The sequence below is a fragment of the Modestobacter sp. SYSU DS0657 genome (genome assembly GCF_054050925.1).
This window is the reverse complement of the sequence record NZ_JBJHAG010000001.1, coordinates 112,395-133,057: the sequence shown is the minus strand read 5'-3', so window position 1 is coordinate 133,057 and position 20,663 is coordinate 112,395. Positions and strand designations below refer to the sequence as shown.

At 74.5% G+C, this 20,663-nt stretch carries 19 protein-coding genes; 7 read left to right on the top strand and 12 right to left on the bottom strand.

The window, feature by feature from the left end:
• Window positions 1-118: 118 nt before the first annotated feature.
• The 3 genes from ACI79A_RS00710 to ACI79A_RS00700 are packed head-to-tail and all read left to right on the top strand — an operon-like array spanning window position 119 to window position 3,725.
• On the top strand, window positions 119-2,416 hold the full coding sequence (locus ACI79A_RS00710) for a xanthine dehydrogenase family protein molybdopterin-binding subunit (RefSeq protein WP_457078863.1): 2,298 nt from the start codon (window positions 119-121) through the stop codon (window positions 2,414-2,416).
• Entirely contained in the window at window positions 2,413-2,916 is a 504-nt protein-coding gene (locus ACI79A_RS00705) for a (2Fe-2S)-binding protein (protein ID WP_457078861.1), read from the top strand. Before ACI79A_RS00710 ends, ACI79A_RS00705 begins: the two co-directional genes overlap by 4 nt.
• Window positions 2,913-3,725, top strand: coding sequence for an FAD binding domain-containing protein (locus ACI79A_RS00700; protein WP_457078859.1), 813 nt, complete (start codon window positions 2,913-2,915; stop codon window positions 3,723-3,725). The genes ACI79A_RS00705 and ACI79A_RS00700 overlap by 4 nt, the downstream gene beginning before the upstream one ends.
• 87 nt (window positions 3,726-3,812) lie before the next feature.
• On the opposite strand, the gene ACI79A_RS00695 is transcribed toward ACI79A_RS00700, so the two are convergent.
• The 5 genes from ACI79A_RS00695 to ACI79A_RS00675 all read right to left on the bottom strand — a co-directional run bounded on the left by ACI79A_RS00695 (window position 3,813) and on the right by ACI79A_RS00675 (window position 9,419).
• Window positions 3,813-5,099, bottom strand: coding sequence for a sulfate adenylyltransferase subunit 1 (locus ACI79A_RS00695; RefSeq protein ID WP_457078857.1), 1,287 nt, complete (start codon window positions 5,097-5,099; stop codon window positions 3,813-3,815).
• The gene (gene cysD / locus ACI79A_RS00690; protein ID WP_457078855.1) at window positions 5,099-6,019 is read right to left on the bottom strand and encodes a sulfate adenylyltransferase subunit CysD; all 921 of its coding nucleotides are present in this window, start codon (window positions 6,017-6,019) and stop codon (window positions 5,099-5,101) included. The genes ACI79A_RS00695 and cysD overlap by 1 nt, the downstream gene beginning before the upstream one ends.
• Before the next feature lie 126 nt (window positions 6,020-6,145).
• Window positions 6,146-7,759 (bottom strand): sensor histidine kinase, encoded by a 1,614-nt coding sequence (locus ACI79A_RS00685; protein ID WP_457078853.1) that lies wholly within the window; start codon window positions 7,757-7,759, stop codon window positions 6,146-6,148.
• Between the two features lie 4 nt (window positions 7,760-7,763).
• A complete protein-coding gene (locus ACI79A_RS00680; protein ID WP_457078851.1) occupies window positions 7,764-8,489 on the bottom strand; it encodes a response regulator transcription factor in 726 nt (241 codons plus the stop codon).
• 126 nt (window positions 8,490-8,615) lie between these two features.
• Window positions 8,616-9,419 carry a siderophore-interacting protein gene (locus ACI79A_RS00675; protein WP_457078848.1) on the bottom strand — a complete coding sequence of 268 codons (804 nt, stop codon included), beginning with the start codon at window positions 9,417-9,419 and terminating at the stop codon, window positions 8,616-8,618.
• Window positions 9,420-9,758: 339 nt separating this feature from the next.
• On the opposite strand from ACI79A_RS00675, the gene ACI79A_RS00670 reads away from it, so the two are divergent.
• Window positions 9,759-9,968 (top strand): DUF2945 domain-containing protein, encoded by a 210-nt coding sequence (locus ACI79A_RS00670; RefSeq protein WP_457078846.1) that lies wholly within the window; start codon window positions 9,759-9,761, stop codon window positions 9,966-9,968.
• A gap of 34 nt (window positions 9,969-10,002) precedes the next feature.
• Window positions 10,003-10,431 carry a DUF2795 domain-containing protein gene (locus ACI79A_RS00665; protein ID WP_457078844.1) on the top strand — a complete coding sequence of 143 codons (429 nt, stop codon included), beginning with the start codon at window positions 10,003-10,005 and terminating at the stop codon, window positions 10,429-10,431.
• A 64-nt stretch (window positions 10,432-10,495) separates the two neighbouring features.
• On the opposite strand, the gene ACI79A_RS00660 is transcribed toward ACI79A_RS00665, so the two are convergent.
• Window positions 10,496-11,476, bottom strand: a complete 981-nt coding sequence (locus tag ACI79A_RS00660) for a hypothetical protein (protein WP_457078842.1) — start codon at window positions 11,474-11,476, stop codon at window positions 10,496-10,498.
• Window positions 11,477-12,431: 955 nt separating this feature from the next.
• Between ACI79A_RS00660 and ACI79A_RS00655 the strand changes: the two genes are divergently transcribed.
• A complete protein-coding gene (locus tag ACI79A_RS00655; RefSeq protein ID WP_457078840.1) occupies window positions 12,432-14,033 on the top strand; it encodes an LCP family glycopolymer transferase in 1,602 nt (533 codons plus the stop codon).
• Between the two features lie 267 nt (window positions 14,034-14,300).
• On the opposite strand, the gene pstB is transcribed toward ACI79A_RS00655, so the two are convergent.
• The 6 genes from pstB to ACI79A_RS00625 all read right to left on the bottom strand — a co-directional run bounded on the left by pstB (window position 14,301) and on the right by ACI79A_RS00625 (window position 20,345).
• Window positions 14,301-15,080, bottom strand: a complete 780-nt coding sequence (pstB, locus tag ACI79A_RS00650; RefSeq protein WP_457078837.1) for a phosphate ABC transporter ATP-binding protein PstB — start codon at window positions 15,078-15,080, stop codon at window positions 14,301-14,303.
• A gap of 25 nt (window positions 15,081-15,105) precedes the next feature.
• Window positions 15,106-16,194 carry a phosphate ABC transporter permease PstA gene (pstA, locus tag ACI79A_RS00645; protein ID WP_457078835.1) on the bottom strand — a complete coding sequence of 363 codons (1,089 nt, stop codon included), beginning with the start codon at window positions 16,192-16,194 and terminating at the stop codon, window positions 15,106-15,108.
• Window positions 16,194-17,144 (bottom strand): phosphate ABC transporter permease subunit PstC, encoded by a 951-nt coding sequence (gene pstC, locus ACI79A_RS00640; protein WP_457078833.1) that lies wholly within the window; start codon window positions 17,142-17,144, stop codon window positions 16,194-16,196. The genes pstA and pstC overlap by 1 nt, the downstream gene beginning before the upstream one ends.
• Window positions 17,145-17,268: 124 nt before the next feature.
• Complete coding sequence (pstS, locus tag ACI79A_RS00635) at window positions 17,269-18,387, bottom strand: phosphate ABC transporter substrate-binding protein PstS (RefSeq protein ID WP_457078831.1); 1,119 nt, start codon at window positions 18,385-18,387, stop codon at window positions 17,269-17,271.
• Window positions 18,388-18,648: 261 nt separating this feature from the next.
• Window positions 18,649-19,602 carry a mycothiol synthase gene (gene mshD, locus ACI79A_RS00630; RefSeq protein WP_457078829.1) on the bottom strand — a complete coding sequence of 318 codons (954 nt, stop codon included), beginning with the start codon at window positions 19,600-19,602 and terminating at the stop codon, window positions 18,649-18,651.
• A gap of 5 nt (window positions 19,603-19,607) precedes the next feature.
• On the bottom strand, window positions 19,608-20,345 hold the full coding sequence (locus ACI79A_RS00625; RefSeq protein ID WP_457078827.1) for a winged helix-turn-helix transcriptional regulator: 738 nt from the start codon (window positions 20,343-20,345) through the stop codon (window positions 19,608-19,610).
• A gap of 75 nt (window positions 20,346-20,420) precedes the next feature.
• On the opposite strand from ACI79A_RS00625, the gene ACI79A_RS00620 reads away from it, so the two are divergent.
• Window positions 20,421-20,588: a hypothetical protein gene (locus ACI79A_RS00620; RefSeq protein WP_457078825.1), complete on the top strand. Its 168-nt coding sequence runs from the start codon at window positions 20,421-20,423 to the stop codon at window positions 20,586-20,588.
• Window positions 20,589-20,663: the final 75 nt, after the last annotated feature.

Here is a 20,663-nt window from a genome sequence, read left to right as displayed (position 1 = left end):
GCCCCGTCGCCAGCGCTCCGGGCACCGGGCCTCCCGCCAGGCGGGAGTCCGCTGTGGCCGCGCTCACATGCTGTGGCACCGTGTGCCGGTCCACGTCGCCGTCGACGAAGGCAGGCGCATGAGCATCCTCGGCACCCGGGTCGTCCGCACGGAGGACCCGCTCTTCCTGACCCGCGGGGCGGTGTACACCGACGATCTCGCCGACGAGAGGCTCACCGGCGCCCTGCACGCCACGTTCGTCCGGTCCCAGGTCGCGCACGGCCGGCTGCTCTCGGTCGACACCTCCGCCGCCCTGGACGCACCGGGCGTCGTCGCGGTCGTCACCGCAGCCGACCTGGCCGACCTCGCGCCGATCCCGGCGGGCTTCCCGTTCGTCCACCCCTCGGTCACCCGCGACTGGCTGGCCCGCGACGTCGTCCGGTTCGTCGGCGACCCGATCGCCGTGGTGCTCACCGAGGAGCGCTACCAGGGGGAGGACGCCGCCGAGCTGGTGGCCGTGGACGTCGACCCGCTGCCGGCCGTCGTCGGCACCGAGGCGGCCGCGCGCGGCGACGTCCTGCTGTTCCCGGAGGCCGGCAGCAACGTGCTGGCCGCCTTCGGCGAGCCCGCGCCCGAGGACCTCTTCGCCGGCTGCGAGATCGTGGTGACCCGGCGGATCGTCAACCAGCGGGTCGCCCCGGTACCGCTGGAGACCCGCGCGGCGGCCGCGGTCTGGGGCGACGACGGCCGGGTCACCATCTGGTGCTCCAACCAGGGCGCCCAGCTCGCCCAGCGCGAGATCGCCGGCTGGCTCGGCCTGGACCCGGCGCTGGTGCACCTGATCACCCCCGCCGTCGGCGGGGGCTTCGGCGCCAAGATCGGCGCCGACCCGGAGTTCGCGCTGGTCGCGCAGCTGGCGAAGCTCACCGGCCGCCCGGTGCGGTGGGCGGAGAACCGCTCGGAGAACCTGGTCGGGATGCTGCACGGCCGCGGCCAGGACCAGGTGGTCACCATCGGCGGCCGCCGGGACGGCACGATCGAGGCCTACAGCCTCGTCGTCGACCAGGACGCCGGCGCCTACCCGCGGATCGGCGTCGTGCTGCCCACGCTGACGATGATGATGACCCCGGGCGTCTACGCCTTCCCGCGGGTGCACGCGCAGGCCCGGGCACTGGCCACGAACACCACCTCGATCGGTGCCTACCGCGGCGCCGGGCGGCCGGAGGCCACCGCCGCGGTCGAACGGGCGATCGACCTCTTCGCCGCGGAGATCGGCCTGGACCCGGCCGAGGTGCGGCGGACCAACCTCGTCCCGCCCTTCGACACCCCGCACACCACCCCGACCGGCGCCACCTACGACACCGGCGACTACGCCGCGGCCCTGGAGAAGGCGCTGGACGCGGCCGGCTACGCGGAGCTGCGCGCCGAGCAGGCCCGCCGACGGGCCGCCGGGGACGTGCGGCAGCTGGGCATCGGGCTGTCGGTCTACGTGGAGATCACCGGCGCGGGAGGCGAGGCCGGAGCGCCGCACGAGGACGCGAGCATCGAGGTGCACCCCGACGGCACCGCGACCGTGCTCACCGGCACCTCCCCGCACGGGCAGGGCCACGCCACCGCCTGGGCGATGATCGCCAGCGACCAGCTCGGCATCCCGATCGAGAGGATCACCGTGCTGCACGGCGACACCGACCTGGTGCCGACGGGCGGGGGCACCATGGGCTCGCGCAGCCTCCAGCAGGGCGGCGCCGCGGTGCACCAGGCCGCCGGGGAGCTGGTCGAGCTGGCCCGCGCCCGCGCCGCGGAGCGGCTGGAGGTCGACCCCACCGACCTCGTCGTCGACCTCGGCCTGGCCGGGCTGGCGGTGGCGGGGTCCCCCGGCACGGGGGTGAGCTTCGCCGAGCTCGCCGCCGACGAGCAGCTGCTGGTGCGCACCACCTTCAGCGCCGCGGCGCCCACGTTCCCGTTCGGCGCACACGTCGTCGTCGTCGAGGTCGACGTCGAGTCGGGCAAGGCCGAGGTGGTGCGGGTCGTGGCGGTCGACGACGCCGGCACGATCCTCAACCCGCTGCTGGCCGACGGTCAGCGGCACGGCGGGCTCGCCCAGGGGGTGGCCCAGGCGCTGCTGGAGGAGGTGCTCTACGACGCCGACGGCAACCCGCAGACCTCCACGCTGGCCGACTACCCGTTCGTCTCGGCCACCGAGCTGCCCAGCTTCGAACTGGTGGAGATGGCCACCCCCACCCCGATGAACCCGCTGGGTGCCAAGGGCATCGGCGAGGCCGGGACCATCGGCGCCACCCCGGCGACCCAGAACGCCGTCATCGACGCGGTCGCGCACCTCGGCGTCCGGCACATCGACATGCCCACCACCCCGATGCGGGTGTGGCGGGCCATCCAGCAGGCAGCCCAGCAGGCGCAGCAGGAGGGGGACCGGTGAAGGTCACGATCACCGTCAACGGCCAGGAGCGCACCGACGACGTCGAGCCGCGGATGCTGCTGGCGCACTGGCTGCGCGACGCCTGCGGGCTCACCGCCACCAACATCGGCTGCGACTCGACGTCCTGCGGGGCGTGCACCGTCGTCGTCGACGGGCTGACCGTGAAGAGCTGCACCGTGCTCACCGCGCAGACCGACGGGGCGCAGGTGACCACCCTGGAGGGGCTGGCCGGGCCGGACGGCGAGCTGCACCCGGTGCAGGCCGCGTTCCGCGCCGAGCACGGCCTGCAGTGCGGGTTCTGCACCCCCGGCATGGTGATGGCCGCGATCGGGGTGCTCGCCGACAACCCCGATCCCAGCGACCGGGAGGTCCGGGAGGGGCTGGAGGGCAACCTCTGCCGGTGCACCGGTTACCACAACATCGTCCGTGCGGTGCAGGCCGCGGCGCAGGCCGGTCCCGCCGCCGGTCAGGTGCCCGGCCCGGCCGGGGTGACGGAGTGATCCCCGCGCCGTTCGAGCTGGTCCGCGCCGGGTCGGTCGAGGAGGCGCTCGCCGCGCTGACCGAGCACGGCGACGACGCCAAGGTGCTCGCCGGCGGCCACTCGCTGCTGCCGCTGATGAAGCTGCGGCTGGCCGTGCCCGCCGTGCTGGTCGACATCAGCGGCATCCCCGACCTCTCCTACGTGCGGGTCGAGGGCGCGGAAGTCGCGATCGGCGCGGGCACCCGGCACCACGAGCTGCAGCGCTCCGCCGTCGCCGGCACCGAGGTGCCGCTGCTGCCGCACGTCGCCGGCCGGGTCGGCGACCCGCAGGTGCGCCACCGCGGCACCCTCGGCGGCACCGTCGCGCACAGCGACCCCGCCTCCGACCTGCCCACCGCCCTGCTCGCCCTCGGCGGCGACGTCGTCCTGCAGGGGCCGGGCGGGCGGCGCACCGTGCCGGTGACCGACTTCTGGCTGGGGTTCTTCGAGACCGCGCTGGAGCCCGACGAGCTGGTGGTGGAGCTGCGGGTGCCGCGCACCGGCGCCGCCGGCTGGGGCTACCAGAAGTTCACCCGCCGGGAGAACGACTGGCCGATCGTCGCGGCGGCCGCGGTGCAGGGGCGGGTGGCGCTGGCGAACATGGCCGGCGCCGTCGTCCGGGCCACCGCGACCGAGGAGGCGCTGGCCGCCGGGGCGTCGATCGCCGAGGCAGCCCAGCTCGCGGACCAGGGGCTCTCGCCGTCCTCGGACATGCACGCCGACGCCGACTACCGCCGGCACCTGGCCCGGCTGCTCACCCGCCGCGCCCTGGAGCAGGCCGCCCGCTGACCGGTGCCCCGGTCTCGCTTTCCGCGCGGAAAGCGAGACCGACACCTCGCTTTCCGCGCGGAAAGCGAGGTGTCGGGGGTCCTGCGACTAGCGGGCGGGGGTGAGCATCCCGGCGCCGACCGTGGCGTTGGTGGCCTCGTCGATGAGGATGAACCGCCCGGTCGCCCGGTTGCGGTGGTAGTCGTCGACGAACAGCGGCTGGGTGGTGCGCAGCGTGACCCGGCCGATGTCGTTGAGCCCGAGGCTGCTGGACTCCAGGTCGCGGTGCAGGGTGTTCACGTCCAGCCGGTACTGCACGTCCTTGACCACGGCGCGCACCGAGCGGGTGGTGTGCTTGACCGCGAGCCGCTGCCGGGCCTGCAGCGGCTGGTCGGACATCCAGCAGACCATCGCGTCGAGGTCCTGGGTGACCTGCGGGGCGTTCTGCGGGCGGCAGATCAGGTCGCCGCGGGAGACGTCGAGGTCGTCGGTGAGCCGGACGGTGACCGACATGGGCGGGAACGCGGCGTCGACCGGGCCGTCGGGGCCGTCGATGCCGGCGATCGTCGTGGTCAGCCCGCTGGGCAGCACCTGCACCTCGTCGCCGGTGCGCAGCACGCCGCCGGCGACCCGGCCGGCGTAGCCGCGGTAGTCGTGGAAGGCGTCGGACTGCGGGCGGATCACGTACTGCACGGGGAACCGGGTGTCGACCAGGTTGCGGTCGCTGGCCACGTGCACGTGCTCGAGGTGGTGCAGCAGCGAGGTGCCCTCGTACCAGGGCATGTTCGCCGAGCGGGTGACCACGTTGTCGCCCTGCAGCGCCGAGATCGGGACGACGGTGACGTCGGGGACCTCGAGCTTGGTGGCGAAGGCGGTGAACTCGTCGCGGATGCCCTCGTAGACGGCCTCGGACCAGTCGACGAGGTCCATCTTGTTCACCGCGACCACCAGGTGCGGCACCCGCAGCAGGGAGGCGAGGAAGGCGTGCCGGCGGCTCTGCTCGACCATGCCCTTGCGGGCGTCGACCAGCACGATCGCCAGGTCGGCGGTCGAGGCGCCGGTGACCATGTTCCGGGTGTACTGCACGTGCCCGGGGGTGTCGGCGAGGATGAAGGTGCGCCGCGGGGTGGTGAAGTACCGGTAGGCGACGTCGATCGTGATGCCCTGCTCGCGCTCGGCGCGCAGGCCGTCGGTGAGCAGCGCCAGGTCGACGTAGTCGCCGCGGCTGGCCCGCTCGATCGCCGCGTACTGGTCCTCGAAGACCGCCTTGCTGTCGAACAGCAGGCGCCCGATGAGGGTGCTCTTGCCGTCGTCGACCGAGCCGGCGGTGGCGATCCGCAGGATGTCCTTGCGGGCGGTGGCGATCTCCGCGGCGGCCTGGGAGAGAGCGCTCATCAGAAGTACCCCTCCTTCTTCCGGTCCTCCATGGCGGCGTCGCTGACCTTGTCGTCGCCGCGGGTGGCGCCACGTTCGGTCAGCCGGGTCACCGCGATCTCGGCGATGACCTCCGCGACCGTGGTGGCGGTCGAGCGGACCGCGGCGGTCAGGTTGGCGTCGCCGACGGTGCGGTAGCGGACGCTCTCGCGCAGCACCTGCTCGCCCTCGCGGGGGGTGATGAACTCGTTGACCGCGTAGAGCATCCCCTGCCGGTCGACGACGTCGCGCTCGCGCGCCAGGTACAGCGGCGGGATGGCGATCTCCTCCTGCGCGATGTAGCCCCAGATGTCCAGCTCGGTCCAGTTGGACAGCGGGAACACCCGGATCGACTCGCCGAGGTGGATCCGCCCGTTGTAGAGGTCCCAGAGCTCCGGCCGCTGGTTCTTCGGGTCCCACTGGCCGAACTCGTCGCGGAAGGAGAACATCCGCTCCTTGGCCCGGGCCTTGTCCTCGTCTCGGCGGGCCCCGCCGAAGAGCGCGGTGAAGCCGTGCTCCTCGACCGCGTCCAGCAGCACCGGGGTCTGGATCCGGTTGCGGGAGCCGTTGGGCTCCTCGCGCACCGTGCCGGCGGCGATCGCGTCGGGCACCGAGGCGACCACCAGCTCCACCCCCAGCTCGGCGACCCGCTTGTCCCGGAACTCCAGCACCTCGGGGAAGTTCAGCCCGGTGTCGACGTGCATCACCGGGAAGGGGATGCGGGCCGGGGCGAACGCCTTGCGGGCCAGCTCCAGCATGACGATGGAGTCCTTGCCGCCGGAGAAGAGCAGCACCGGGCGCTCGGACTCCGCGGCCACCTCGCGCATGACGTGGATTGACTCGGCCTCCAGCGTCTGCAGCTGGGTGAGCCGGTGGTCGGGCAGTGAGGCGAGCGGCGTCACGCTGTCGAGCTCCCGGGAACGGCGGGCAGGGGCATGCGCGCCGTCACGGGGACGACGTCACTCGTGGGCCAACCCCATCGGGCTGATGGGGATTCCCGGCACCAGTGTCCGGCATGGCCCGGGCGGTCAGGCCCCCGGCTCCTCCGCGGGTCCGTCCGGCTCCCCGGGCGCCACCTCCTGCGGGCCCGAGCGGGGCAGCCGGACGGCGAAGGTGGCCCCCTCGCCCGGGGCGGTGGTCAGCTCCACCCGGCCGCCGTGCGCGGCCACCAGCGAGGCGACGATCGACAGCCCCAGCCCGGTTCCCCCGGCGGCCCGCGTCCGGGAGGCGTCGGCGCGGTAGAACCGCTCGAACACCCGGTCGGCGTCGGCCCGTGCCAGGCCCGGGCCGTCGTCGGCGACGGCCAGCACGACGGAGTCCGGGTCCTCCGGGTCCGCGGCGACCCGCACGGTGACCCGGGCCTCGACCGGGGTGTGGGTGAGCGCGTTGGTCACCAGGTTGCCCACCACCTGCCGCAGCCGGGCCTCGTCACCGCGCACCACCGGCGCATCGGTCAGCGAGTCGTCCAGGTGCAGGCTCACCGAGCGGTCCGGTTGGACGGCGCGGGCGTCGTGGACGGCGTCACCGGCCACCTGGGCCAGGTCGACCGGGCCCAGCGACAGCGGGCGCTGCTGGTCCAGCCGGGCCAGCTGGAGGAGGTCCTCCACCAGCGAGCCCATCCGGGTGGCCTCGGACTCGATGCGCTGCATCAGCCGCCCGGTGTCCTCCGGCCCGCGGACCGCGCCCTGCCGGTGCAGCTCGGCGAACCCGCGGATCGAGGTCAGCGGGGTGCGGAGCTCGTGGCTGGCGTCGGCGACGAACCGGCGCATCCGCGCCTCGGAGGCCCGGGCCTGCTCCTCGGAGCTCTGCTGGGCGCGGAAGGAGCTCTCGATCCGGCCGAGCATGCCGTTGAGCGCGGTCGACAGCCGGCCGACCTCGGTGCGGTCGTCGCCGGCCCGCACCCGGCGGGACAGGTCGCCGCCGGCGATGGCGCGAGCGGTGTCCTCCACCTCCTCCAGCGGGCGCAGGCTGTTGCGCACCAGCAGGTAGCCGGCGACGCCGAGGACCACCAGCACCGTCACCCCGACCACCAGCTCGATGGCGATCAGCCGCGCGAGCACGGCCTGGTCGGTGGACACGTCGACCCCGTAGACGATGCTGAAGGTGGGCGTCACCGGTTGGACGACGACCCGCCAGCGGGTGCGGCCGTCGCCGGACCGCACGGTGAACGGTTCCTGGCCGGACGCCGCCACCTGGTTGGTGTCCACGTCGTCCAGGTCCGGTGTGGTGTCCGACGTCCGTCCGTCGGACAGCTCGGCGAAGGCCCCGTCGGGACCGACGCAGGCCAGGAACGTCCCGCGCCCGGCGAGCTGGGCGTCGGGGGTGGTGCAGGCACGCTGCAGCGTGGGCAGGTCGTTGGCCAGCTGCGCGGCGTAGCTGACCACCTCCTGGTCCCGCTGCCCGACGAGGTACTCGCGCAGCAGCGAGGTGGCGGCGAACCCGGTGGCGGTCAGCGCGGCGGCGACCAGCGCGACCAGCAGGGCGACCATGGTGACCCGCAGCGGGATCCGCGGCGCCCGGTCCGGGGGCGCCTCCGCCGCGGCGGGTGCCGTGAGGTCGTCCGCGCCGTCGTCCGGGCCGGACGTGAGCGCGCCGGCGGAGCTGGTGCCCGCCGGCACGCCGTCGGTCCGGGTGCCCGTCACGCGGTCAGGCGCCGCGGGGCAGGCGCAGCGAGTAGCCCACGCCGCGCAGGGTGTGCAGCAGCCGGGGCTCGGTGGTGTCGATCTTCCGCCGCAGGTAGGAGATGTAGGACTCCACGACGTTGGCCTCGCCGTTGAAGTCGTAGTTCCACACGTGGTCGAGGATCTGCGCCTTGGACAGCACCCGGCCGGCGTTGGTCATCAGGTAGCGCAGCAGCTTGAACTCCGTCGGGGAGAGGCTCACCAGCTTCCCCGCCTTGATGACCTCGTGCGACTCCTCGTCGAGCTCGATGTCGGCGAAGACCAGCTTGGGCGACTCGGCGACCCGCTGCGCGCCCTGGGCGCGGCGGAGGACCGCCCGGATCCGGGCGAGCACCTCGTCGAGGCTGAACGGCTTGGTCACGTAGTCGTCCCCGCCGAGGGTCAGGCCGGTGACCTTGTCCTCGCCTGCGTCGCGGGCGGTCAGGAAGAGGACGGGGGTGTGCGTGCCGTTCTCCCGCATCCGGCGGACGACGCCGAAGCCGTCGAGGCCGGGCATCATCACGTCGAGGACCAGCAGGTCGGGGCGGAACTCCTCGGCCAGGGCCAGCGCCTGCTGCCCGTCGGCGGCCGTGGCCACCTCGAACCCGGCGAAGCGCAGGCTGGCCGACAGCAGCTCGCGGATGTTCGGCTCGTCGTCGACCACGAGCAGCCGGGCCTCCGGCGCCGCGGTGGTCGGGCTGCTGGTGGGCACTGTCCCTCCCGATGGAGCCGGTCCGGCGATCGTCATGCCGCCAGCTTCGTGGCCGTGGCTGCGTCCCTCCTGGACGGTACCTGTGAGGACGCTGCGAAGCCCGCGCTCACGCGGCGGTGCTGTCCGTCAGCCGGCGGGGGACATGGCCCGGCCGCGGCGCCAGTAGCCGATCGCGTGGTGCTGCCCGCGGCGCAGGCCCCAGCGGCCCCGCAGGTCGGCCCGGACCGCCCGGACGGCCGCGGACTCGGCCGCCACCCAGGCGAAGACGTCGTCCCCGTCCGGGCGGGGGAGGGCTGCGACGGCGTCGGTCAGCAGTGTGCTGAGCCCCGGCTCCGTGCCGCCCCGGTGCAGCCAGCGGAGCTCGATCCCGGCGGGGGCGGGGAGTTGCTGCTCCTCCTCCGGTCCGGCGACCTCGAGGAGGGCGATCCCGCGGGTGTCCGGGGCGGCGTCGGCCAGCACCCGGCTGATCGCGGGGATCGCCGTCTCGTCGCCTGCCAGCAGCAGCCACCCGGCCGGTGCGGAACCCAGCGGTGCGGCGCTGGCCACGCCGAGGAGGGCGCCGGGCGTCGCCGCGGCCGCCCACGAGGCGGCCGGCCCGTCGCCGTGCAGCACGAAGTCGACGTCGAGCTCGCCGGCGGCCGGGTCCTGCCGGCGCGCGGTGTAGCTGCGCAGGCTCACCCCGTGGCTGCCCTGGGGCCAGACGATCCGGCCGTCCCGGGCGACCTGCGGCCACCGCGGGTCGGCATCGCCCGCGCGCGGGACCAGCAGGGACAGCGTGGGTCCGGCTGCCGCGACCACTGGTGCGGAGGCGCTCAGGGTGACCCGGCGGACGGCCGGCGTGACGTCGCGCACGGCGGTGACGGTGAGGACGTCGACCGGGCGGGCGTCCGGGGCGCTGCTGGCGGGCTGCGGGTCGGCGGGGGCACTCACGGTCGCCCAGCCTAAGCGGGCCGACCCGACCGGCCCCGGGGGAAAGGGGCCAGCCGGGCCGGCGTTCGCGGACGGTCCTGTCACGGAACGTGACCAGTGCGTGGCGCTGGTCAGCGGAGACGTTCTGGACACCCCGTCGAGTGAGCACGCTACGTGACGATCTTCGCCGGGGCATTCCCTGGTCGGGTGACCCCCCTCGATGGGGTGACCCCGCCGACGGCTCCGCGCTGGGCCCCGGAGCCCGGTCTGCCGTCGATGTGTGCGGTGTCGCCGGCCCGGGCAGGCACCCCCGCACGACGGGTGCCGAGCCGGAGGCCCCACCGCGCAGAGGAGGCCGGGATGCCCGAGGAGTTCAGCAAGGGCGACCACGTGACGTGGAAGAGCCACGGCGGTGAGGCCGAGGGCACGGTCCAGCGGGAGATCACCTCGGACACGAAGGCCGCCGGCCGGACCGTGCGGGCCAGCGAGGACGACCCGCAGTACGAGGTCAAGAGCGAGAAGAGCGGTGGGACCGCCGTCCACAAGCCCAGCGCACTCGAGAAGGACTGACCGTGGCGGCCCGAGGGCCGCAGGAGGAGGAGACGTGAGCGAGACCGGAGGCTTCGACGCCGCTTCGAGCCGGAGCACCAAGCACAACCCGCGCCTGGACCAGGAGCTCGAGCACGAGGTGCAGGGGATGATGAAGGCCGAGCGGGCGACCCGTTCGGAGGAGTGGCGCGAGGTGGAGCCCGTCGGGGAGGACCAGCCCGACATCGACGCCGACCCGGCCGGCACGCTGACCGGAGGCGTCCCGCAGGGCATGACGGCGAACGCGGTGGTGGCCCGGGCCGAGCTCGCGCGCTGGCTGGACCGCGCCGACTTCCCGGCGACGGGCGGGGACCTGGTGGAGGCCGCCCGCGACCACCGGGCGCCGGACGTCGTCGCCGACGAGCTGGCCAAGCTCCCGGGGGACCAGGTCTACGACCGGATCGGTGACGTGGTCCGGGCGCTGGGGTACCCGACCGAGACCTGAGTCGCCGCACGGCAGGACCGGGCCGGCACCGCCCCAGCGGGGCGCGGTGCCGGCCCGGTGCGTCTCAGTCGCCCGCGGACCCGGCGCCCGCGGACCCGGCGCCCTCCTCGTCGGCGATCTCCTCGGCCCCGCGACGGCGGAAGATCTTCGACCCGGGGAAGCCCTTCACCACCTGGCGCATGTCCTGCACGGTGTCCAGCAGCTGGTGCACGTCGGGGGCGACGTCGCCGAGGGTGACGAGCACCGGGAGCACGTCCTCGTCCAGGTGGGTCACCATCGCCGGCAGGCGGTCGATCAGGTGGACCAGGGCCTGCACCTCCTCGGGGTGCATCTCCTCGGCCAGCCTGGTCGCCACCGGCGCCATGTCCTCCAGCGCCGGGCGGTAGGCGTCCAGCAGTGGTGCGAAGGCCGACAGCAGGGCCTCGGCCCGCCGCAGCAGGCCATCGGCGTCCGCCGTGGTGCCGCCCACCGCCGTCACCAGCTCGCCGGCCAGCTCGGTGGTGCGGCCGGCGGCCGCGACCGCGGCGTCGGCGGCGGTCTGGGTGTCCCGGACGGCGGTGATCGCCTCGTCCGCCGCCTGCTGGGTGCCCCGGACGGCGGTGATCGCCTCGTCGGCGCCCTGCTGGGTGCCCCGCACGGCGGCGATCGCGGCATCGGCGGCGAGCTGGGTCTCGCGGACCGCCGCGATGGCGGCGTCGGCGCTCTGCCGGGTGTCGTCCACCGCGGCGATGGCGGCGTCCGCGACCTGGCGCGTGCCGTCCATGCCGGCGATCGCCGCGTCCGCGGTACGGCGGGTCGCCTCCATGCCGGCGATCGCGGCGTCGGCGTGCGACCGGGTGGCATCGATGTTCGCCATCGCCGTCTCGGCGCGCTGGACCGCCTGCTCGGCCCGGTCGAGCAGGCCGCCGACGCGGGTGAGCAGCTGCTCGGCCTGCCCGACCGCGCTGACCACCCGTGGGAGCAGGGCGAGCCCTTGGCCGATGCCCTCGCGCAGTCCGTCGACCGCGCCCAGCAGGTCCGATGGCCCGGGGATGGGCAGCTTCACGGCGTCCTCACCGGTGGAACGGTACTGAGCGAACCGGTACCTCGCCGGTCGAACGGTGGCCCACGACGGGCCGACTCGGCCGCGGTGCACCCGCGCGTTCGGCCCTGATCGCGCCGGTCACCCGTATCGTGGAACGGTCCGTGCTCGACCGGTCACCGGTCGGCGCGGCGCGAGCGGCCCGGACGCGGCGCCGCAGAACCACGACGATGGAGTGCCCAGACCGGTGGCGGACGACCCCAGGCGACGCGGCCCCGACGGTGACCGGTCACCGTCGAGGCCCGCGGCCCCGGGCGCGGCCGGCCCAGCGGCACCGCTCACGGTCGACGAGCTGCTGGCCCGGACGGGCGCGGGCGCGGGCGTGCGCCGCCGTCGGGCGGAGCGGCGGGAGGCGGCCGAGGGCACCGGCTCGACCCCCGTGGTCGGGGGCCCCGGGGACGACGGTGCTCAGCCCTCACGCCGGGAGGGCCGGCCGAACGGCGCCTCCCGCCCGGCTTCGGCCCCGCCACCGGTCCTGCCGACGGGCTGGCAGCCGGCGCTGCCGGCCGAGCCGGCGGCCACGGGCGAGGCCCGGCCGGCGACCTGGTTCCAGCCGGCTGCTCCCGGCCCCCACCCTGCCGCGCCGCCGCGGCCGACGCCGCACGCGCGCCGCCCCGGAGCTCCCGAGACGGGCGCCCAGCCGACCCCGCCCCCCACGACGGGCGTCGTTCCGGCCGCGCCGCCGCGGCCGTCGCCGGGACCGGCGACCCCCCGTCCTTCCGACGTTGCCCCGTCCGGTCCCCGTCCCGCCGGTGGCAGTTCGGCCGCTGACCGTCCGGCCATCGCCCCGGAGGCCGCCCCGCGGGCTCCAGCGCCGCCCCAGCGGCCGCACACCGCGTCGCCCGAGCGGCCGCGCACGGCGCCGCCCCAGCCACCGCGGGTCGCGACGCCGCCGCGTCCTGCCGACCAGCCCGAGCCGGTGGTGCCGGTTCGGCCGGCGTCCTCCCCGCTGCCCGAGGTGCCCTCCCGGCCGCCGCTGCCCGCCCAGCCCTCCGTCCCGGTGCCGGGGGTGCGGCGCAGCCTGCCCGTGCCGCCCATCCCCGGCCGGGACGCCCCCGTCCCCCCGCCACCGGCCGAGCAGCCCGCCCCCGTCCGGCGCCGGGCGCCGGCCGGGCCGGGGCGCCGACGGCTGGCGCGCGCCGGCGTCGCGGTGGCTGCCCTGCTCGCCACCGTCCTCGCCTTCTACGTGGGGCTCTACTTCTACGCCGACGTCAGCCTGCAGCGGGTCGACGCGCTCGCCACCGACGGACCCGAGGTGCTCGCCCCGCAGCTGCAGGAGACGTCACGGACCTACCTCGTGGTCGGCACCGATCTGCCCGGCCGCACCGGCCCGGCCGCGGTGAGCACCCTGGTCGCGCACGTCAGCGGCGACGGCGGCTCGGCGGTGCTGGTCTCTGTCCCGCCCACCGCCCTCACCGACACACCCACCTGCCGGGGCGCCGACGGGGAGGTGCGGGAGGCGGTCACCGAGCCCTTCGCCACCGCGCTGCTCGACGGCGGACCGGCCTGCCTGGTCCGGGCGGTGCAGCAGGTTTCCGGACTGCGGATCGACCACTACCTGCAGCTGGACGCGGCCCGGCTGCCGGAGCTGGTCGACGCGCTGGACGACGTCACCATGTGCCTCCCCGTGCCGACGGGCGACGCCGCGCTCGCGCTGCCTGCCGGTGTGCACGAGCTGACCGGTGAGCAGGCCGCCGGCTACCTGCGCCCGGGCGGAGACGGCCACGACGTCACCGGGGACGCAGTGGCGCAGCGCCAGGAGAGGCTGCTCGCCGCCACGATGGGCACCGCCGTGGCCGGCAGCACGCTGGCCGACCCGATGACCCTGACCCGTTTCCTCAGCCGCGCCTCCGACGCGCTGACCGTCGACGCCGACACCACGCTCGGCGACGTGCGCACCTTCGGGACCACCTTCGCCGACCTGGACGCCGATGCGGTCGATCGGGCTGCCCTGCCGGTGAGCCGGATCGGGTACGTCCCCGCCGGCGGCGACCAGGCGGCCGTGGTGGTCGACGCGACCGCCACCCGGCAGCTGTTCGACGCGGTCATCGACTCCGGGCGGCTGCCGGCGGCCGAGGAGGTCGCGGCCGAGGCCGCACCGGCGGACTCCCCGCCGGCGCCCGCCGAGGCCGACCCGGTGCCGGAGGGGACCACGGTCAGCGTCGAGCCGGCCGGGGTCACCGTCGACGTGCTGGACGGTACCGGCGGGGAACGGACGGCGGAGGTCGCCGACGGGCTGGCGGCGCAGGGCTTCCGGGTCGCCGCCCGCGGGGTGGAGCCCGCAGCGGTCGACCGCACCGTCGTCCGGTACGGCCCGGCGTCCCTGGAGCCGGCCCGCACCGTGGCCGCCGCCGTCCCCGGTGCCGTGCTCGTGGAGAGCGACCAGGTCGGGGGTGCCGTGCAGCTGGTGGTCGGCCCGGACTACACCGGTCTCGCGCCGGTCGCCCTCGGCACCCCGGTGCCGGGCGCCGCAGCCCCGGCGCCGGCACCGGCGCCCGAGGGCACCGCCGACTGCGGCTGACCTCGCCGCCCGGTTCGCCACGGCGGGCACCTGCTGCGAGGGCGAGCCCTGTGCTCCCGGCATGCGCCTGTCGTCGGTTCCGGTCCGGGAGCCGGCGGGCAGCGCACAACGACGTACGCAGGGAGCGCCGGGCCGGCGCCGCCCCGGACACGGCGCCGCCCCGGACACGACGCCGCCCCGGACACGACGCCGCCCCCGGTGCAGCGCCGGTGAGGGCGCCGCGCCGGGGGCGTCGGCGAGTGGATCAGCCTGGAGGTCAGGCAGCGATCACCCGAAGCGGCCGGAGATGTAGTCCTCGGTCGCCTTCTGGTCGGGGTTGCTGAAGATCTTCTCGGTCGGGTTGTACTCGATGAGACGCCCCGGCTGACCCACGCCGTTGAGGTTGAAGAACCCGGTGGTCTCGCTGACCCGCGCGGCCTGCTGCATGTTGTGCGTGACGATGACGATGGTGAAGCGCTCCTTCAGCTCCATCATCAAATCCTCGACGGCGAGGGTGGAGATCGGGTCGAGCGCCGAGCACGGCTCGTCCATCAGCAGCACCTCGGGCTCGATGGCGATCGCCCGGGCGATGCACAGCCGCTGCTGCTGGCCACCGGACAGACCGGAGCCCGGCCGGTCGAGGCGGTCGGAGACCTCGGCCCAGAGGTTCGCGCCCTTGAGCGAGCGCTCGACCAGGTCGTCGAGGTCGGACTTCTTCATCTTCTTGCTGTTCAGCCGCACGCCCGCCACGACGTTGTCGTAGATGGACATGGTCGGGAACGGGTTGGGCCGCTGGAAGACCATGCCGATCTGCCGGCGGACGTCGACCGGGTCGACGTCGCCGCCGTACAGGTCCTGCCCCTCGATGACCACCTTGCCCTCGACGCGCGCGCCGGGGATCACCTCGTGCATGCGGTTGAGCGACCGCAGGAACGTCGACTTGCCACAGCCGGAGGGGCCGATCAGCGCGGTGATGCTGCGCGGCTCGATGGAGAGGTTGACGCCCTCGACGGCCTTGAAGTTGCCGTAGTAGATGTCGAGGTCGGAGACGTCGATGCGCTTGGCCACAGGGAGATCCTCCGGATCGGGTCGGTCAGCGACCGGTCTTGGGGGCGAAGAAGCGGCTGATCAGGCGAGCGACGACGTTGAGGCCCATGACCAGCATGATGAGCACCAGGGCTGCTGTCCAGGCCCGGTCGATCGCGTTCTGCGGCGGCACGCCCGGCTGGGTGAGCTGGTAGTACGCGTACACCGGCAGTGTCGCCATCCGCCCGTCGAACGGGTTGAAGTTGGTGGCGTTGGTGATGCCGACGGTGATCAGCAGCGGTGCGGTCTCGCCGATGACCCGGGCGATGGCCAGCGTGACGCCGGTGCCGAGGCCGGCGATCGCGGTGGGGATGACGACCTTGACGATGGTCCGCCACTTGGATACACCGAGCGCGTAGGAGGCCTCGCGGAGCTCGTTGGGGACGAGCTTCAGCACCTCCTCGGCCGAGCGGACGACCACCGGGATCATCAGCACCGACAGCGCCACGGCGCCCATGATCCCCAGCCGGATGCCCGGGCCGAAGAACAGCACGAACAGGGCATAGGCGAAGAGGCCGGCGACGATCGAGGGGATCCCGGTCATCACGTCGACCAGGAAGGTGATCGACCGCTTGAGCCGGCCGGAGCCGTACTCGACCAGGTAGATGGCGGTCATCAGGCCGATCGGCACGGAGATGAGCGTGGTCAGCGCGGTGATGATCAGCGTGCCCATGATGGCGTGGTAGGCGCCACCGCCCGGGCCGATGACTCCTTGCAGCGAGGCGGTGAAGAACTCGGCGTCGAAGCGCTCCGCCCCGCGGCGCACCACCTCGTAGATCAGCGAGACCAGCGGCACCATGGCGATCCCGAAGGCGCTGACCACGAGGCAGGTGATCAACCGGTCGGTGGCCTTGCGCCGGCCCTCGGTGAACCGGGAGAGCAGGTAGGTGCCCAGCGTCCCCAGCGCCACGGTGTAGATGACGAACAGCACGACGTTCCAGCTGGTCAGCAGCAGGATCGCCAGCGCGACCAGTGCGGCTGCGCCGAACATCGCCCACGGCACCCACGGCGCCTGCTTCGCGTGGTGGCCCAGTTCGGGCTGCCCCTGCGCCGGAGCGGCCGGCGCGGTGCTGGGCTGCTGCGTCGACGTGCTCATCAGTTCGCTCCGGAGAAGTCGGCCCGGCGGTTGACGACCCACCGGGCGAGCATGTTGACCAGGAGGGTGATCACGAACAGCGCCAGCCCGCTCGCGATCAGGGTGTTGACGGCGAGCCCGGTCGACTCCGGGAACTGCAGGGCGATGTTCGCCGCGATGGTCTGCGGGTTCGCGCTGGAGATGAGTGCCCAGGTGATGCCGGCCGCCGAGCCGGACAGGATGATCGCCACGGCCATCGTCTCGCCGAGCGCGCGGCCCAGCCCGAGCATCGCGCCGCCGATGATCCCCGACTTGCCGTAGGGGATGACGGCCATCTTGATCATCTCCCAGCGGGTGGCGCCCAGCGCGAGGGCGGCCTCGGTGTGCAGCGTCGGCACCTGGCTGAACACCTCGCGGGAGATGGCGCTGACGATCGGCAGGATCATTACACCGAGCACCAGCCCGATGGTCAGCATGGTGCGGCCGGTGGAGGAGACCGGCCCGGCGAAGAACGGGAGGAAGCCGAGGGTCTCCTCCAGCCAGCGGTAGAAGGGCACCAGCCGCGGCGCCAGCCAGGCGATGCCCCAGAAGCCGTACACGATGCTCGGGATGGCGGCGAGCAGGTCGACCACGTAGCCCAGCCCGGCGGCCAGCCGGCGCGGCGCGAAGAACGTGATGAACAGTGCGATCGCCACCGCGAGGGGAGTGGCCACCAGCAGGGCGATCACCGCCGAGAGCAGCGTCCCGAAGATCAGCGGCCCGATGTAGGAGGCCAGACCACCCCCACCGGGGAGCTCGTCCGCGGAGGCGGTCAGCGCCGGGACCGACTCGCTGATCAGGAAGACGGCCACCCCGGCCAGGATGACCAGGATGAGGATGCCGGCGCCCTTGGCGGTGCCGGCGAAGATGCGGTCGCCCGGCCTGCGCTTGGGCGGCTGCTGGGTGGGGGGTGCGTTGGTGGTGGAGGTCACCGATCGCTCCGGGGGGCTCGAACTGCTGGGCGCTGGAAGTGGTGCAGTGGATCACGCGCCACGGCGGCCCGGGGTGTCCGGGTGGACACTCCGGGCCGCCGCAGCGCGCTGATGGCCGACTCGGTCAGCTGGCGGCCGAGATGGCGTCGATGGCGCCCTGGGCCTGCTCGCGCAGGGTGTCCGAGATGGGGGCGCTGCCTGCGGCCTCGGCCGCAGCCTGCTGGCCCTCCTCGCTGATCACGTAGCCCATGAAGCTCTTGACCAGGTCGGCGGTCTCCTGGTCCTCGTACTCGATGCAGCCGACGTGGTAGCTGACCAGCACGATCGGGTAGTTGCCCGACTCGGTGGTGTCGCGGGCGAGCTCGATGGCGAAGTCGTACTCGCCCCGGCCCTCCAGCGTCTCCGAGTTCTCCACCACGGCGGCGGCAGCCTCGGCGGTGGGCTCGACGAACTCGTCGCCGACGCCGATGTTGGCCACGCCCAGGTCGCCGGCCTGGCTCAGGTCGGCGTAGCCGATGCTGCCGTTCCCGGCCCCCACGGCGCTGACCACGCCGGAGGTGCCCTGGGCGGCCTCGCCACCGGGCACGGGCCACTCGCCATCGGGCTCGTGCGGCCATGCCTCGCCGGCCGCGGCAGCCAGGTACTCGGTGAAGTTCTCCGTGGTGCCGGAGTCGTCGCTGCGGTTCACCGGGGTGATCGGCAGGTCGGGGAGGGTGGCGTCGGGGTTGTCCGCCGCGATCGCCGGGTCGTTCCAGTTGGTGATCTGCTGGTTGAAGATGCCGGCGAGGACCTCCGGGGAGAGGTTGAGCTCGTCGACGCCCTCGAGGTTGTAGATGACGGCGATCGGCGCGATGTAGTTGGTCAGCTCGAAGATGCCGGCCGTGCCACAACGCTCCTCGGCCTGCGCGAGCTCCTCCTCGTCCAGGGCGGCGTCCGAACCGGCGAAGTCGGTGCCGCCGGCGAGGAACTGCTCACGGCCACCGCCGGAGCCGACCGGGTCGTAGTTGACGGTGACGTCCGGCTGGACGCTGGAGTAGCCCGCCGTCCAGCCCTGCATGGCGGCCTGCTGGCTGCTGGCGCCGGCGCCCACGAGGGTGCCGCTGAGCTGCTCGCTGGCGGAGCCGCCGCCGGAACCGTTGTCGGATCCACCGCCCTCGTTGGAGGCGCCGCAGGCGGCGAGGGCGAGGGTGGCGGCGAGCCCCGCGGACAGGGCCGCAGCGCGCGTCGTCGTGCTGAGCTTCAACTCAGTGGCCTTTCGCTGGTGTGCCCGGACGTCGGAGCCGGGCAGCGGGAACCGAACGACGAGGACGCTAAGCAGGCCAGGTGGACGGATCCGGGTGTCACGGTGAACGAACGGTGAACGCGAGCCGAGCCTTCGGCCACAGGGCGGAGGACGTTGTACGTCGAACGGGTGAACGAGCTCGTGGCGAGGTGGCCGTTATCGCTTCGTTACGGTAATGCGTGGCCTGGCTCACTCTCGAGCGCGTCGCGGCCGGGGCTGCGGTCAGGAGCGGTCGGAGCCCCGCCGCCAGGCGACGTCGACGGCGTGCCGGACGAACCCGCTGCGCTCGTAGAGCCGCACCGCCGCGGTGTTGTCCTCCTCGACGTACAGCAGCACCGCGCCCAGTCCCAGCCGGCGCAGGTGCGCGAGCCCCAGGTCGGTCAGCGCGCGGCCCAGGCGCATGCCCTGCGCGTCGGGGTCGATGCCCAGCACGTAGATTTCGCCCACCGGGTCGGGCCCGGCCTCGCCGGCGGGGTGCACCTTGGTCCAGTGCGAGCCGAGCAGTCGGCCGCCGTCGTCGGGGTCGCCCTCCCAGGCCAGGAAGAAGCCCGCCGGGTCGAACCACGGCTCCGCCTCGCGCAGCGCGACGTCCTCGGCGGTCCAGCGGCCCTGCTCCGGGTGGGCGGCGAACGCGCGGGCGTTCACCCGCAGCCAGGCGGCCTCGTCGGTGCCCGGGCGGAAGGTGCGCACCGTGACCCCCGGCGGCAGCGCCGGCTGCGGGTCGGGGTCGACGTCGGTGAGCGGGCGGCGCATCTGCAGCAGCACCCGGGCCCGTTCGTAGCCGCGGGCCCGGGCGAGTTCGGCCGAGCCCGGCCGCTCGCCGTGCGCCCAGACGCGCAACGGCCGGTCGCCGGCGAGCGTCTCGAGGTGGGCCAGCAGCGCGGTGCCGATGCCGCGCCGGCGGGCGGCCGGCGCGACCACCAGCTCCGCCTCCGCCTCGGCCTCGCCGGGGGCGACCTCGAGCCGGGCGTAGCCCACGAGGGAGCCGTCGGCCGCTCGGGCGACGACGTCCCGGCCGCCGGCCGGACCGCCGTGCTGCAGTCGCAGCTCGGCCTCCTCCGACACCGGCCGGACGCCGTCAGCGGTGAGCGCCGCGCCCAGGAGCGCCCGCACCTCGGCGACGGCCTCCCGCGGGAGGCCGTCGCCGTCGGTGATGTCGGTGGTCGTCCCGGCCACGCCGCTCAGGAGACCGGCGCGCCGGTGTCGGTGGCGGTCGCGTGGGCCGCGGCGGTGGCGTCGGCGACCTGCTGGTCGAGCTTGTAGCCCACGTTGCGCACGGTGCCGATCAGCGCCTCGTGCTCGGTGCCGAGCTTGGCCCGCAGGCGGCGGACGTGGACGTCGACCGTGCGGGTGCCGCCGAAGTAGTCGTACCCCCAGATCTCCTGCAGCAGCTGCGCGCGGGAGAAGACCCGGCCCGGGTGCTGGGCGAGGTACTTGAGGAGCTCGAACTCCTTGTAGGTCAGGTCGAGCGGGCGGCCGCGGAGCTTGGCGGAGTAGCTGTGCTCGTCGATGACCAGCTCGCCGGCCTTGGTCACCCCGCCGTCTCCGCCGTCGACCGGCGTGGCGGCGGCCATGCGCCGGGCGGTGGCCCACTTCAGCCGGGCGTCGACCTCGGCGGGGCCGGCGGTGTCGAGCACCACGTCGTCGACGCCCCAGTCGGCCGACAGCGCGACCAGGCCGCCCTCGGAGAGGACGGCGACCAGCGAGGCCGCGACCCCGGTGGAGGCCAGCAGCGAGCAGAGCGTGCGGGCGGAGACCAGGTCGTGCCGGGCGTCGACCAGCACGACGTCACCGGCGTCGCCGTCGAGCAGGCTGGACAGCTCCGGGGCGACGACGCGCACCTGGTGGGCGAGCAGCCCGAGGGCCGGCAGCACCTCGGTCGTCGCCTGCCGGGCCGAGGTCATGAGCACGAGTCGCATGGGGGTCTCCTCACCGTGCTGCCATCTGGCGGGCCGTCGACGCCGATGTCGAGGTGAGCAGGCAGGATAGCGGACGTGCGGCGCCGATCCGCCCTCCCGGGCGACGGCGCGCTGCTGCGGGTCCACACCGACGACGGCGTGCAGCTCGCCGGCTTCTCCGCCCCCGCCCTGCCCGGGGCGCCCGCCGGGCGGCCGACGTTCGTGCTGGCGCACGGGTTCGGCGGCTCCGGGAGAACGGGGTGACCGCGCCGCTGGCCGAGCGGATCGGCCGCTGGGCGGTGGCGGCCGTCGGTCCCCCCGACACGTCGCGCCGGGGTG